The organism is Morganella psychrotolerans, assembly GCF_001676155.1.
GTDB lineage: Bacteria > Pseudomonadota > Gammaproteobacteria > Enterobacterales > Enterobacteriaceae > Morganella > Morganella psychrotolerans.
In genome coordinates this window covers 83209-98183 of sequence record NZ_LZEW01000031.1, presented here as the reverse complement: position 1 = coordinate 98183, position 14975 = coordinate 83209, and the positions used below count along the sequence as shown (strand labels likewise).

The following is a 14975-nucleotide window of genomic DNA, read 5'->3' as shown; positions in this document are numbered from 1 at the left end:
CGCACTCCGGGAATCAGGTTTAATACATTGATTTAAAATATATTCTGAGGGATTTTATTTTGCTGACAGTGAGTTACGGATCAGATTAAGTGTTTCATCCGCACATTTATCCCAGTTAAATTTATCAAGAATAAACGAAAATGCGCAATCCGTTTTATGTGCCGCACTGGCGGGATCATCAATAATCCGGCGGATAACACCGGCAAAACTGGCTGCATCCCCGCTTTTGGCAAAATTAACTAAATCATCCCCGGTGATACTGCGGATGGACGGTAAATCAGAGATAACAACCGGTTTTCTCATTGCCATATATTCAAATAATTTAAGCGGAGAAGTATATCGCCCTCCCATACTGCTGTCAGTCAGCGGTAACACACAGATATCCGCATCAGCAATAACCTGAAACCGGTTCACCGGCTCAACATATCCCATAAAACAGATGCGATCCGAAACCTCTAAGGTTTCAGCCAGGGCTTTCAGCTCTGCTATCTGTTCGGATTTTCCGCCCGCGACACTCAGTGTGACATTCTCCAGCGCAGGTAACGCATGAATAATTGTCGGCAGTCCTTTCCAGGGATGAAGGCTTCCCAGATATAATAAATTAGTTTTTGAGCCGGTCTGTTTTGAATTTACCGTGCCCGTTACCGAACCGGCGGCCAGTAAATCCACACCATTCGAGGTAACATAAACCGGTGTATCTGTCTTATAAAGTGCCAGCGCATCTATTTTTATCAGTGCTGTTTTTACAAATACCGCAGACGCATCACGATAAACAACGGATTCTGTTTTTAGTAATTTTGCCAGTTTCCGCTGATTTTTAATGCAGGAAAGGTTGTGAGATTCCCTGAATGACTGAGAAAAAACCTCATGGCTTTCAAAAAAGCAGGGAATACCCGGATGCTTATTCAGCAGATAATGCGCCATTTTCAGGTTACGCGTAAACACGGCATCCACCGGATTTTTTTTCAGCCATGCAGAAACCTGATAATTAAATACTTTCTGACTGTTAAACGGGAAAAACCAGGTTTTCCGGATATTTTTCAGTCCGGTGAACCTGACGCGCGCATCAATAGCGCGTCCCAGAATACTGTCTGCGGATACGGACGACTGAGGCGATACCATTTCAACGGAGCATCCCCGGCGCGCCATCGCATCAATCATCTGGACAATTTGCAATGATGCGACACGGTAATCCGGTACAGGATAAGGATCAATGTAAGCAATCTTCATTATGCTCAGCTTCGTTTTTCATCATTTGCAGTTAATACCCTGAGAAGTCTGCGGGCTGAATGTTGCCAGGTATAACGCCCGACAATGCGTAAACGCGCATTCTCTCCCATTTTTCTCCCTCTGTCAGGCAACATATGCAAATGGTTAACCGCATCTGCAATGGCCTGTGCACTTCCCGGCGGAACAAGCAAACCACTTTGTTCTTCATTGCCGATAACTTCCGGAATTCCGCCGATATAACTGCCAATCACTGGCTTGCCACACGCCATCGCTTCTGCAATGGTAATCCCGAATGCTTCATCTCCGATACTCGGAAACACGCCTGCATCAGCAGCAGCATACCATGCCGGTAATTCATCATGGCTCACCGGCGGGTGAAAAATAACGCAATCCTGAACACCTTTTTCTGCTGCCCGTCGCTGTAGTGCCGGTAAATCATCACCCGCACCAATAACCAGCAGCTTTATATTATCATTTTTTAATAATGCGATGGCATCCACCGCATAACGGACACCTTTCCAGCCCACTAACCGACCGGCAAATGCCACCAAAAAGGTATCATCATGAATACCGAGCGTCTGGCGCACCGTTGTTTCCATCGGCTTAAACCGGGTGGTATCCACCCCGTTATAAATGACGGACGGGAATTGTTTGTAATGATGCTGAATCTGCCAGGCATTAAAATGACTGCACGCCACCCATGCATCCAGCCGTTGGCTGAGTTTGCGGTCTCCGCGGAAAAAACTGGTGCCGCCGCTCATAAAACAAAATTTTGTTTTTGTGTCTTTTGGTAAAAGGCGGGGCCAGAAAAAATCAAATGGTTTGGTCAGGATAATCCAGTCAAAGTTCTCTTTCTGAACCTGATGACGGGCGTGACGGGCAAAGGAATAACGTTCCGTTATTTTCTGAAAACGACTGCCGATATTCAGCACCCGCTTACGGGGTATATAAGGAAAAGTATGAACTGTCACCGGACGTCCGCCAAGCTCAGGCCGGATATCACCCTCTCCGCCAAAAATATGGACCTCGTGACCTTCATCAGACAGTACCTTTGCTAATTCCCATACAGCCGTCTGTATCCCGCCGTATGACATAGTTACCGTCACATCGATAAAACCGATCTTCATATTTCCGCTTACCTTACCTCAGCCTGTCATATAGCCAATATCACTATAAATGAGAATGACTAACATGTCGGATGTGTTTTTCCGGTATTTCCGGTAATGTATATATCTTCTTGTAAGATATCATCAAACCCTCTGCGCGGGTTAATCTTTTCAAATATTTAACCTTGCACCGGTCGTTATGGTTATTATAAATCAGGCAATTACTGATAAACGCCGGACCGAAATAGCAATAAATGATAAAATACATTAAAATCAATACATTACCATCCTCTATGACATCCTTATTAATTAACAACCCTGAATTTATATTCGGTACAGTATAAATATCATATTATTATTAAAATCAGCCGCAGTCTTTGATAAACAGGATGAATATTACGCTTCTGATAAGATAAATCCTATTCCTTTAATATTGACTCCATTTTATCCAGCATATTGTTTATATTAAAGTTTCTTTCTGCATGACATAATGCTGCCTGACTCATTTTTATTCTCAGCGCATCATCGTTTATCAATTGACGCAATTTATCTGTCAGTTGCTCAACATTACGGGGTTCAACAATAAACCCGGTTTCATTATCAATGACAGCCTCTGTGATCGCGCCGACGGTTGTGGAAATAACAGGTAACTCACACAACATTGCCTGCATTATCCCCTGCGGGACGCCCTCATTACCGAATGACGGCAAGACAAAAATATCCATTGCATTGAGACATAGCGGCACATCATCACGGTTTCCTAAAAAAATCACTGACTCTGATAAATTCAGGGATTCTGTCATTGGCACCAGATTTTTACGCTGTGGTCCGTCCCCGACAAAAAGTATCTGCCAGTCAGGATATTCTGTGTGCAATGTTTTCCAGCTTTCCAGCAAATATTTATGTCCTTTCCATGTACGCATCGTGGCAACAATACCGATCGTGCGTTTGTCCGGGAGCCCCAGTTGCCGGCGGGCAATGTGTTTATCCTGCGGAAAAAACTGTTCCGTATCAATCCCGGTGGGAACGGATGTCATGTGCGACAGCGGATAACCATTGTGAGCATGTAAATGCTGACGCAATTTTTCACCCGTGGTAACAATATGGCGACAGGCCCGCAAATATAACCAGCGCGTGATAAAAGACGTCGATACCTGAGTGGATACATGGCGGGTACGGACAACAGGCGGCATTCCCGTCAGCGTTGCACAGGCAGCAGCGACAAGCCAGGTGTCGGTTGAGCTGTGTGTATTAATAACGCCGAACTCCCGCCCGTGTCGTTTCAGCCAGTGACGCATCGACTGTAGCGCAGTCCAGCGCTTTTTATAAATAGGTAACGGAACCGTCTCCACCCCGTAGCGCGGAGCCTGACGTAATATTTCCGAATCCGGGCAGCATACAATAACAACACGGTATCCCCGCCGGATCATGCCCTGTGACTCAGTCAGGATACGTATTTCCTGCCCACCCCAGCCGCAGGATGACTCAGTATGCAGGATAGCAAAAGGATGTTTATCCATTCAGGTTAGTTCTCTTTTTAAGGTGATGAACATTATCTGTGCTGAGAAAATCTTTTTTGCCAAAAAAAAACAACTATACCCAACGTCATTCAGGATGCGGCCAACGAACCTGCAGCTTGAATGAATAAGGGTATACACCCAACGTCATTCAAGATGCAGGCAGGCGGCAAGGGAAGATAGACGGGGAGCATACATCAGTATGTGACCCGGCTGGCTGAGTGCGGCCAACGAACCTGCAACTTGAATGAATAAGGGTACACAAGCAAAATAATCCGGATTATATCAACACAACCCGTCATTAAATGACATCAACTTGCTGAAGATAATAAAAAACCCAGCCGGAGCTGGGTTTTTTCAATCAGAAAGCAAAACTTACTTAATTTTTGCTTCTTTGTACAGAACATGCTTGCGAACAACAGGATCGAATTTCTTCAGTTCCAGTTTCTCAGGCATTGTACGTTTGTTCTTCGTAGTGGTATAGAAATGACCTGTACCTTCAGAAGAAACCAGTTTAATTTTCTCGCGAATACCTTTAGCCATTTTTCAGCTCCTTAGTACTTCTCACCGCGGGTACGTAAGTCAGTTAACACTGTCTCAATACCCTTCTTGTCAATGATACGCATACCTTTAGCAGATACACGCAGAGTCACGAAACGCTTCTCAGACTCAACCCAGAAACGGTGAGAGTGCAGGTTCGGCAGAAAACGACGTTTGGTCGCATTTAATGCGTGTGAGCGGTTGTTACCACTCATCGGACGCTTGCCAGTAACTTGGCAGACTCGGGACATGTCTATTCTCCAAAAATCTAATCAGCTCGAGCTTTGTATTGGGTGAGGCTGCCTCGTCAGGCTTAGGAGCCTATCTCAGCGTACTTTTGACTCGCCGGGAAAGTGCTCTGTCAACCAGCAAAAATTTGCTGAGATAGGCTCTTCTCGCCAAACCCAAGATCCTCAAAGGTGGCGTAGTATACGCTTTCCGGCGCAAACGCTCAAGACCCGAACAGTAAAGATCGCGTGTTTCTGCGAAAAAAAACTGATCAGATCAACCCATGTTCCGCAAATGAAAACGTATTGAATTTCCCGACAACCAGGTGATCCAACACGCCAATCCCCACCAGCTCACACACCTGCGCAATTTTTTTTGTCAGCAGAAGGTCAGCCCGGCTGGGTTTCTCATTACCGGAAGGGTGATTATGCGCCAGTATAACAGAGACTGCATTCACTTTGAGTGCAACACGCAAAATTTCCCTGGGATGAACCTCCACACAGTTTACCGTTCCGGAAAACATTTCCTCATAACGAATCAGCTGATTTTGATTATTCAGAAACAACACAACGAACACCTCCCTCTCCTGCCACATAATCAGCTGATGCAGATACGCTTTGACAGAACAGGCGCTGTTGAGAAACGCCATCTCCTGAAACTGGCTGCTGAAAAAACGCCGTGACAACTCAACAATGGCCTGCATCTGACAGTATTTGCTGTCCCCGATACCATTGAGGGGCTTAAACTCATCGTAACCGGCCGTCAGCAGCCGGTGTAATGAACCAAATACACCTAATAAATACTCAGCGAACTGCCTTACCGGCAGTTCACGATTACCTGTCCGTAAAAAAATAGCCAGTAACTCTGAATCACTCAGTACAGAAGCGCCATAGGCGATCAACTTTTCTCTCGGCATTAAATCCACGTTTACAATCGGGTTATCCATCTCCTCACCACCTGTCTTTTTCCGGTTTTGACAGAGAAAAGTATGGCGGTTTCCTGCATACCTGCGCAAAAAAACCGTTATTTTTGCGAGCTGCGCCGAAGAAAAAAGTTTATTTACCTGGATAAATAAACAGCACTCTACCTATACGCTGAGGTTGTGGTAAAATCGCGCATCTCCAAATAATAACCGGATAAAACACAATGTCTGCACTGACAGGAAAACAGATTGTTCTGGGCATCAGCGGTGGTATCGCGGCCTATAAAACACCTGAGATTGTCCGTCGTCTCCGTGACCGGGGCGCTATTGTCCATGTCACTATGACCCCTGCGGCAACCGCGTTTATTACCCCTTTAACACTTCAGGCCGTTTCCGGTTTTCCGGTGGCGGAAAGCGTTCTTGACCCTGCGGCGGAAGCGGCAATGGGACACATCGAACTCGGAAAATGGGCTGACCTTATTATTCTGGCTCCCGCCACTGCGGATTTAATCGCCCGCCTGAGTGCCGGTATGGCAAATGACCTCGTTACAACTATCTGTCTGGCGTCTGATGCCACTATTGCCGTTTCACCGGCCATGAATCAGCAGATGTATAACGCGCAAACCACACAAGAAAATCTGGCACACCTTGAACAGCTTGGTTTTGCTGTCTGGGGACCGGACAGCGGCAGCCAGGCTTGTGGTGATGTCGGTCCGGGACGTATGCTGGACCCGTCAGAGATTGTGGCTTTGGCAGAACGCCATTTTCAGCAAAAACAGGATATGGCCGGTATCCGTCTTGCGATCACAGCAGGACCCACACGCGAAGCCCTTGACCCTGTCCGCTTCATCAGTAATCACAGCTCCGGTAAAATGGGATTTGCTATTGCGCGGTCTGCCGCCGCCCGCGGTGCCGATGTCACCCTGATTACAGGTCCTGTCACATTACCGACACCGCCGGGTGTTAAACGTATTGATGTTGTCAGCGCATGTGAAATGAATGATGCCGCACAGCTCGCCGCACCCGATCATCATATTTTTATCGGATGTGCTGCTGTTGCTGACTATCGCGCCAAAGTGGTTTCCGGTGAAAAAATTAAAAAGCAGGGTGACGAAATAACCTTTACCATGGTGAAAAACCCTGATGTGATTGCCGGTGTCGGTGCACTGACCAAAAATCGTCCGTTTGTGATTGGGTTTGCAGCTGAAACCCAAAATGTGGAAGAATACGCACGCGGCAAGTTGGCAAAAAAAACAACTCGATATGATTTGTGCCAACGATGTTTCTGTTGAAAACCAAGGTTTTAACAGTGATAACAATGCCCTTCACTTATACTGGCACACCGGCGATATAAGCTTACCGAACATGAGCAAATCAGAACTCAGCCACCACTTACTGGACGAAATACTAAAACACTATGACGAAAAAAATCGACATTAAGATCCTTGACCCGCGCATCGGCGGGGAATTTCCGTTACCGGCATATGCCACTCCGGGCTCTGCCGGGCTGGATTTACGCGCTTGCCTGGATACCGCAACTGAGTTACTTCCAGGCCAGACACTGCTGTTACCAACCGGCTTAGCAGTACATATTGCAGACCCGTCACTGGCTGCAATGGTTCTGCCGCGTTCAGGTCTTGGTCACAAGCATGGTGTTGTACTGGGCAACCTGGTCGGACTCATTGATTCTGACTATCAGGGACAGCTGATGGTGTCTGTCTGGAACCGGGGTGACAACGCTTTTATCATTGAACCGGGTGAACGTATTGCACAGATGATTATCGTTCCTGTTGTTCAGGCCGAATTCAATATTGTCAGTGAGTTCACTGAAAGCGAACGCGGTGACGGCGGATTCGGCCATTCAGGTCGTCAATAATACTAATAACGCCGTGATTACCGGTGCTTTTCTGATAACCACGCTGAGTAAAGATGTGGTTATCAGATGACAGGTTTGTTTTTGCATTAAAGCAGGGGTGTTATCTGATATGGCAGAAAATACAAAAAAAGAAGAACAGGCGTGAGGAAATCCTGCAGGCGCTTGCGCTGATGCTCGAGTCCGGCGACGGCAGCCAGCGGATAACAACCGCGAAGCTTGCTGCCAGTGTCGGCGTCTCAGAGGCTGCGCTCTACCGACATTTTTCCAGCAAAACAAAAATGTTCGACAGCCTGATTGTCTTTATCGAAGATTCACTGATTTCGCGGATAAACCTTATCCTTCAGGATGAAAAAGAGACGATTTTACGGATAAAACTCATTCTGATGCTTATCCTGGGGTTTTCAGAAAAAAACCCGGGACTGACCCGAATCATGACCGGTCATGCACTGATGTTTGAGCAGGATAAACTGCAAAGCCGTATTAATCAGCTATATGAGCGTATTGAAGTTCAGCTGCGTCAGGTTTTAAAAGAAAAGCGGATCCGTGACGGCGGTGGTTTTACTTATGACGAAAGCCTGCTGGCATCCCAGTTACTCGCTTTCTGCGAAGGTATGCTATCGCGTTTTGTACGCTCAGAATTTAAGTATCGTCCGACACAGGAATTTGATGTCCGTTGGCCGTTGCTTCTCGCGCAGTTACAGTAACACCGGCAGAAAACCGGGAGTTATTCATATTCCCGTGCTCAGACCCGCTGGTGACAGTCCCGTTTTTAGTTAGACTACTCACCCCGCCCGATATATTGGGCGAGGGCTTTTTTTTGTTCAAAATCAGCGTCAGACCTGAATTCCGTATTGTTCACGATAAGCACGGACCGCACACAGGTGCTCACTCATCTGTGGATCTTCAGCCAGGAAGCTGACCAGGTCATTCAGTGTAATAATCGAGAACACCTGACACCCGTAATCCCTCTCCACTTCCTGAACCGCAGATAATTCACCCTGCCCTTTTTCCTGGCGATCCAGGCTCAGCATAACACCTGCGAGAGAGGCATTATTTTGTCTGATGATTTCCATTGATTCACGGATTGCCGTTCCGGCTGTTATCACATCATCCACAACCATAATACGCCCGCTCAGCGGACTGCCGACCAGTGTTCCGCCTTCTCCGTGATCTTTGGCTTCTTTGCGGTTAAAGCAGTAAGGCGTATCAATATTATGATGCTCCGCCAGTGCAACGGCGGTAGTGGTTGCTATCGGGATCCCTTTATACGCGGGTCCGAACACCACATCATACTGTACGCCACTGTCACATAGTGCCGATGCATAAAAACGCCCGAGCAGTGCTAAATCCCGCCCGGTATTAAATAACCCGGCATTAAAAAAATAGGGACTTTTCCGGCCGGACTTCAGCGTAAACTCACCAAATTTCAGTACCTGTTTTTTTTATTGCAAGTTCAATAAATTCGCGCTGATAAGCTTTCATCGATATCTCCTGACTCTGGTTTCTGGTTTTATCCGGTAAATGACAGGTATAAAAAAGGCGACTATCGCGTCGCCTTCTGATTAATTTTCTAATGCCGCCTTCTGGGCGGCGAAAATAGTATCCAGCCCGCCTCTGGCAAGTGCCAGTAAAGCCAGCAATTCATCATGACTGAACGGTTCACCTTCTGCCGTTCCCTGGACTTCAATCATTCGTCCGTCATCAATCATAACGACATTCATATCTGTTTCAGCGGCGGAATCTTCGACATATTCCAGGTCGCAGCGCGGCTCACCATCCACAATTCCCACGGAAACCGCAGCAACCATTGATTTCAGGGGGCTGGCTTTCAGCTGACCTTTCTCTACCATCTGATTAAGTGCGTCTGTCAGCGCAACACATGCGCCGCTGATTGCCGCAGTACGTGTACCGCCATCCGCCTGGATAACATCACAATCCAGTGTGATAGTAAATTCGCCCAGCTTTTTCAGATCAACCGCAGCACGTAATGAACGGGCGATCAGACGCTGAATTTCCATGGTACGACCGGTTTGCTTACCACGAGCCGCTTCGCGCGCATTCCGCGAGTTGGTCGCTCTCGGCAACATGCCGTATTCCGCCGTAATCCATCCCTGCCCCTGACCTTTCAGGAAACGCGGAACGCCTTCTTCAACGGAGGCATTACATAACACTTTAGTATCACCGAACTCCACCAGCACAGAGCCTTCGGCGTGTTTGGTATAATGACGGGTGATTGTAATAGGACGCACCTGGTCTGTTCCGCGGCCTGCGGGACGTGATGACTGACTCATAGTGATTCTCCGGTTCAGTTAACTGTTGGGCGCGCATTATACGGCTTAAACCCGCGAATGCCTATGCCTTAACGGCATAAGAGCGCTATAATCAGAACATTAAATCCATTATCAGGACAGATATTATGATCCGTAGTATGACTGCGTTTGCCCGTCAGGATGTTAAACGCCCGTGGGGAAATGCCGCATGGGAACTCCGCTCCGTTAACCAGCGTTACCTTGAAACTTACATCCGCCTGCCGGAACAGCTGCGCAGCCTGGAGCCGGTTATCCGTGAGCGCCTGCGCCAGCGTCTGACGCGCGGTAAAGTGGAATGTAATCTCCGTTTCGAACTGAGCAGCGCCGCACAAGGCGTGCTGAGCATGAATGAAGAGCTGGCAAAACAGCTCGTTGCCTCCGCAAACTGGGTAAAAAATTACAGCCACGAAGGTGAAATCAATCCACTGGAAATTCTGCGCTGGCCGGGTGTGATGTCCGCTCAGGAACAGGATCTGGATGCGATCAGTGAAGAACTGCTGGCGGCACTGGATGAAACAATCACATCCTTTATTGATGCCCGTGAGCGCGAAGGCGCGGCACTGAAAATCTTAATTGAACAGCGTCTGGACGGTGTGACAGAAGAAGCACGTAAAGTTCGTGCACAGATGCCGGATATCCTGAAATGGCAGCGCGAGCGCATTCAGGGCAAGCTGGATGATGCCCAGATTCAGGTAGATCCGAACCGCCTGGAACAAGAACTGATCCTGCTGGCACAGCGTATTGATGTCGCCGAAGAGCTGGATCGTCTGGATGCACATGTGAAAGAAACGCATAACATCCTGAAGAAAAAAGAAGCCGTCGGTCGCCGCCTGGACTTTATGATGCAGGAATTTAACCGCGAATCAAACACCCTCGCGTCGAAATCCATTAATGCCGATATCACCAGTTCCGCTATTGAACTGAAAGTTTTAATCGAGCAGATGCGCGAGCAAATTCAAAACATTGAGTAACGTTTCACAGTAACTCAGAGCACATCAACGAGCCAGCCGATACCCTGTATTAGCTGGCTTTTTTGTTGTCAGAGGATCACAGAATAAATCACAATAGCCCATGATTGGTGTGTACAATTAGGTTTTTCGGCTGAGATAACGGTATTTATATTATATAAAGCTATATTTTCCAGCCAGATTCCGACATAGAAACCAACACGCGAGGTTGATACATGGATCGTCACCACCAGCCCTTCGAAGAAATAAAGAAAATTGATGAGTCAGGTATCGAATTTTGGTCTGCACGAGAACTATCAAAGCTTCTCGAGTACTCTGAGTATCGTCATTTCACGCCAGTATTAGACCGCGCTAAAGAGGCTTGTTTGCATAGCGGTCATAATATTGAAGACCATTTCGAGGATGTCCTCGATATGGTCAATATTGGTTCGGGTGCTCAAAGAAAGCTTAAGGATGTAATACTATCTCGTTATGCTTGTTATCTCGTTGTGCAGAATGGCGATCCAAGTAAGCCGGTTATTGCTGCCGGGCAAACATATTTTGCTCTTCAGACCAGGCGACAAGAGCTATCTGATAATAAAGAATTCAAGCGTCTGAAAGAAGATGAAAAGCGCCTATTCCTGCGCAATGAATTGAAAGAACACAATAAATTATTAGTTGAAACCGCCCAGCAAGCAGGTGTGGAAACCGGCATTGATTTTGCTGTCTTTCAGAACCACGGGTACAAGGGACTGTACGGTGGCTTGGATCATAAAGGAATACATCGGCGTAAGGGACTAAAAGACTCACAGCGGATTTTAGACCATATGGGTTCAACCGAATTAGCAGCCAATCTGTTTAGAGCAACACAGGCAGAAGAAAAATTAAGACGGGATAACGTAAAAAATAAAACAATCGCAAACCAAACTCATTTCGAGGTTGGCAGAAAAGTAAGGGACACGATTCATGAGTTGGGCGGAACCATGCCCGAGGATCTTCCTTCCCCGGAAAAGAGCATTAAGCAGTTAGAATCAGCAGTGAAGAAAGTCCTCAAAAAATAAATTCAACATCGGGTAACACTTCACAGTAACTCAAAACAAATACCGGGCCGGTCAATATCGTGTATTGACCGGCTTTTTGTTAAACCTCTTTTTCCGGCGCTATTTCCTCCACATCATCAGGTTCGGCTTCCTTACTGACGGGGATGATTAGATTGAGAATAATAGCGGTGATCCCCCCGATACAAATCGGGTTTTCCGCTAATGCGTAGAGTGACGGGGGCAGAACATGGAATACAGCGGGGTCATAAGACACGCCCAGCCCCAGACCCAGCGAGGTTGCAACAATCAGGGTTTCGCGGCGGCGCAGACCATTTGACAAAATAATACGGATACCGGCGATGGCTATCATGGAAAACATCAGTGTCATTGCCCCACCCAGTACCGGCGCCGGAATGGTGGTGAAAAACCAGCCAATGCCCGGAAATAAGCCGAGGATAACCAGAATCACTGCAATAATTTTCCCCACATGCCTGGATGCCACGCCGGTCATCTGGATAACACCGTTATTCTGCGCGAAGGTTGTCAGCGGCAGCGAACTCATAGCGGATGCAGCAACAGAAACTATTCCGTCTGCCATCACGCCGCCTTTCAGACGGGACTGAAATTCCTGCCCCTGAATTTTCTGCCCGGAAACCAGCGCGGTGGCAGTTAAATCCCCGACCGCTTCCAGCACACTTAACAGATAAATAATCGCAACAACAAGAAAATGTCCGAAATTAAATGAGAATCCATATTTAAACGGGACAGGGATGGTGATAAATGCCGCTTTACTCATCTGACTGAAATCAACCATTCCGAGAAACAGCGCGCAGATATAACCGACAATTAACCCGATAGCGATCCCGCCCATGCGCAGCAGCGGGCTTTTGCAGCAGTTAAAACCAATCACCACCAGCAATACTAATAATCCGACACCTATATTCTGGTAATCGCCGAATGTGCCTGAGGATTTGGCTGAGAAACCACCACCGAAATCTATAATACCGACTTTAATCAGACTCAGCCCGATCATCAGAACCACAACACCGCTGACAGTCGGGGTTATTACACGGCGCAGATAGGGCAAGATAAAAGACGATCCCACAACTAAAAATGCCCCGGCGAACGAGATACCAAAAATGGTGGATAACAATAACTCTTCACTTATACCATCAGCCCGCATGCTGGTTCCGATGGCAATCATCACGGTGACGAATGAAAAGTTAACAGATTGAATGGATAGCAACCCTGAGCCGACCATTCCGTAGCGGTTCACCTGCAACCATGTCCCCACTCCGGAGGCAATCATCGCCATTGAGACGAGATATGCATTGGTTTCCGGTGATAATTGCAGTGCAGTACCGACAATCAGAGCCGGTGTAACCATAGGAACAAAAATAGCGAGTAAATGTGTTACTGCACCAATAATTGCCTGTAAAAACGGGGGTTTGTCTTCAAGTTGGTAGATAAGATCTGACGTTGTACTTTGTTGATCAGACATCTCTTCTCTCCTGTAAGTGAATTTGACTATCTGAACTCATTTTTAACTATTTGTTTTATTGTGATTTTTATTTTCAGTTCATGACAATCCGCCATAGTACAAATAGTGCGGACTGTTCTGATGGTTAAAGCAATAACCACACCAAAAGAAGGGTTCAGTGACAGGAAAGGGAATAAAGTGTGATTGATAGCGGAGTTTTAATCTGATTTGTGAATTTGTTCACTATTTATACTGATACAGACGCAAAGTTACCAAAAAAAACAGGGAAAATAAAAAAACTGTGCTCCCGGTTAATAATATCATTTTGAAAATAGTGGTTGATAATTAATCAAATTGATAACCGGGAATTACTGGTTTTTGATATCTCACTGATTACCCGAATAATTAGTCTTGTCCGGGAATACGGGAACGACTGAGCCGGGTTTTAACCAGCAAACGCAGAGAATTAACCACCAGCAGCAGAATGAATGCATTGGAAAAGATAAACAGTGTGAATGCCAGAAGATGAATAAATTTATTATCTGAAGACATACTGATATTCAGCGAGGATTTCGCCAGCGCGGAGACACCGAATGAAAAACTCCAGAATGACAATGTGAATGTCTGCTGTGTAAACCAGGGAATGAGGCGGATCATAAACACAAGCTGCAAAAGCCCGTAGCCAAGCAGCATTTTAGCAAAGAAATCAATATGGTTATGATTAACGGCAAGATACGCGCTGCACGCAACCAACGCAGGAGCAAGCTGGATGCCAAAAGAGAGCCTGGATTTCTCATCCATCAGCCCGTCACTGCGGATCCGCTTGAGAATAGCCGGTTCCAGACTCAGCCAGGAAAAGACCCCCGCCCCGAAAAAGAGGATACCAAGGTCAGTATAACCCAGCGCCCCGCAGGCCATTGCACAGATAAAATTATTAGCGACCGTCGGGAGATAGAGCACCGGGGTTGTCGCCGCTTTCGGGTATTCCCCCTTCCACTGAGAGCCGGTAAGCCAGGCCGCATAAGCCAGCTGAGCCACCGCACCAAGCCCGAACAGCACGCCGGCAAACAGCGGGAGGTAGGGGGTCAGCCCCATTGCCACCAGAACAGTTGTTGCCGGTAATAAGCTGGAAAACCCGCTGGCGACCGGATGGCGGAATTCATCTGTCACGCGATCGGTAAAACAGAGACTTTTTATAATAAAGAGAGACACCAGCACCAACCAGACAATACACCCCGCGCCGATAATCACTTCACCAATGACCGCCGGATAGCCCTGTTCTGCCGCGGCATAGCGCCACGCCATACCGGTTCCGATCAATCCCAGCACCATACCTAAATAACCGGCAGAAAACCGGGACGCAGTGGATTTAATATTATTTATCAAGGAAATGCTCATGTTTACTCAACTCAGTCATCATGCAGTATTCAGCCGTTTTCTGCTGAAGATGAAATAATAATACAAATATTATAATTTATTTTGATAAGAGTCATTTTATATGCATGTTAATTGGCACTCATAGTATAAGGTTACCGCTACTGCTTGACCCGGTCAGTCATTTAGCCCGTTTAGTTGATTTGGTGATTGATCAGGTAGCCCGATACTGACAGTATGATATCTGTACTGGCATATTGCAGGCTTTATTTTTTTTCTGAACAAAATCATCCTTAATATATAATCAATAGGATACGAAATAATGGGTATTATAAATACGAAATGTAAAATATATGATAATATTAATAAATCACTAATGGTGACTATTTTTCTATCTGCCATTTTA

At 46.7% G+C, this 14975-nt stretch carries 13 protein-coding genes and 2 pseudogenes; 5 read left to right on the top strand and 10 right to left on the bottom strand.

Annotated elements, in window-relative coordinates; genetic code table 11:
• Nucleotides 1–54: 54 nt before the first annotated feature.
• The 6 genes from AYY16_RS16515 to radC all read right to left on the bottom strand — a co-directional run bounded on the left by AYY16_RS16515 (nt 55) and on the right by radC (nt 5567).
• Nucleotides 55–1230 (bottom strand): glycosyltransferase family 4 protein, encoded by a 1176-nt coding sequence (locus AYY16_RS16515; protein WP_067369125.1) that lies wholly within the window; start codon nt 1228–1230, stop codon nt 55–57.
• Nucleotides 1231–1235: 5 nt separating this feature from the next.
• The gene (locus AYY16_RS16510) at nt 1236–2357 is read right to left on the bottom strand and encodes a glycosyltransferase family 4 protein (RefSeq protein ID WP_067369122.1); all 1122 of its coding nucleotides are present in this window, start codon (nt 2355–2357) and stop codon (nt 1236–1238) included.
• A gap of 398 nt (nt 2358–2755) precedes the next feature.
• The gene (locus AYY16_RS16505) at nt 2756–3856 is read right to left on the bottom strand and encodes a glycosyltransferase family 4 protein (RefSeq protein WP_067369119.1); all 1101 of its coding nucleotides are present in this window, start codon (nt 3854–3856) and stop codon (nt 2756–2758) included.
• Nucleotides 3857–4228: 372 nt separating this feature from the next.
• Complete coding sequence (gene rpmG / locus AYY16_RS16500; RefSeq protein ID WP_067369117.1) at nt 4229–4396, bottom strand: 50S ribosomal protein L33; 168 nt, start codon at nt 4394–4396, stop codon at nt 4229–4231.
• Between the two features lie 11 nt (nt 4397–4407).
• Complete coding sequence (gene rpmB / locus AYY16_RS16495) at nt 4408–4644, bottom strand: 50S ribosomal protein L28 (RefSeq protein ID WP_067369115.1); 237 nt, start codon at nt 4642–4644, stop codon at nt 4408–4410.
• Nucleotides 4645–4892: 248 nt separating this feature from the next.
• The gene (radC, locus tag AYY16_RS16490) at nt 4893–5567 is read right to left on the bottom strand and encodes a RadC family protein (protein ID WP_067369113.1); all 675 of its coding nucleotides are present in this window, start codon (nt 5565–5567) and stop codon (nt 4893–4895) included.
• A 200-nt stretch (nt 5568–5767) separates the two neighbouring features.
• Here radC and coaBC point away from each other — a divergent pair.
• The 3 genes and pseudogenes from coaBC to slmA all read left to right on the top strand — a co-directional run bounded on the left by coaBC (nt 5768) and on the right by slmA (nt 8123).
• Nucleotides 5768–6983, top strand: a pseudogene (gene coaBC / locus AYY16_RS16485) (bifunctional phosphopantothenoylcysteine decarboxylase/phosphopantothenate--cysteine ligase CoaBC).
• Nucleotides 6961–7419 carry a dUTP diphosphatase gene (gene dut / locus AYY16_RS16480; protein ID WP_067369111.1) on the top strand — a complete coding sequence of 153 codons (459 nt, stop codon included), beginning with the start codon at nt 6961–6963 and terminating at the stop codon, nt 7417–7419. Before coaBC ends, dut begins: the two are co-directional and overlap by 23 nt.
• Before the next feature lie 53 nt (nt 7420–7472).
• The gene (gene slmA, locus AYY16_RS16475) at nt 7473–8123 is read left to right on the top strand and encodes a nucleoid occlusion factor SlmA (protein WP_412778971.1); all 651 of its coding nucleotides are present in this window, start codon (nt 7473–7475) and stop codon (nt 8121–8123) included.
• Between the two features lie 129 nt (nt 8124–8252).
• Here slmA and pyrE read toward each other — a convergent pair.
• Both pyrE and rph read right to left on the bottom strand, forming a co-directional pair.
• Nucleotides 8253–8901: pseudogene (pyrE, locus tag AYY16_RS16470) on the bottom strand (orotate phosphoribosyltransferase).
• A gap of 80 nt (nt 8902–8981) precedes the next feature.
• A complete protein-coding gene (rph, locus tag AYY16_RS16465) occupies nt 8982–9710 on the bottom strand; it encodes a ribonuclease PH (protein WP_067369108.1) in 729 nt (242 codons plus the stop codon).
• A 125-nt stretch (nt 9711–9835) separates the two neighbouring features.
• Between rph and AYY16_RS16460 the strand changes: the two genes are divergently transcribed.
• Together AYY16_RS16460 and dinD are read left to right on the top strand one after the other, a co-directional pair.
• On the top strand, nt 9836–10699 hold the full coding sequence (locus AYY16_RS16460; RefSeq protein ID WP_067369105.1) for a YicC/YloC family endoribonuclease: 864 nt from the start codon (nt 9836–9838) through the stop codon (nt 10697–10699).
• 212 nt (nt 10700–10911) lie between these two features.
• Entirely contained in the window at nt 10912–11736 is an 825-nt protein-coding gene (gene dinD, locus AYY16_RS16455; RefSeq protein WP_067369102.1) for a DNA damage-inducible protein D, read from the top strand.
• Nucleotides 11737–11815: 79 nt separating this feature from the next.
• Here dinD and AYY16_RS16450 read toward each other — a convergent pair whose 3' ends face one another.
• Together AYY16_RS16450 and tehA are read right to left on the bottom strand one after the other, a co-directional pair.
• Nucleotides 11816–13216: a nucleobase:cation symporter-2 family protein gene (locus AYY16_RS16450; protein ID WP_067369099.1), complete on the bottom strand. Its 1401-nt coding sequence runs from the start codon at nt 13214–13216 to the stop codon at nt 11816–11818.
• 384 nt (nt 13217–13600) lie between these two features.
• The gene (tehA, locus tag AYY16_RS16445) at nt 13601–14593 is read right to left on the bottom strand and encodes a dicarboxylate transporter/tellurite-resistance protein TehA (protein ID WP_067369096.1); all 993 of its coding nucleotides are present in this window, start codon (nt 14591–14593) and stop codon (nt 13601–13603) included.
• Nucleotides 14594–14975 lie beyond the last annotated feature (382 nt).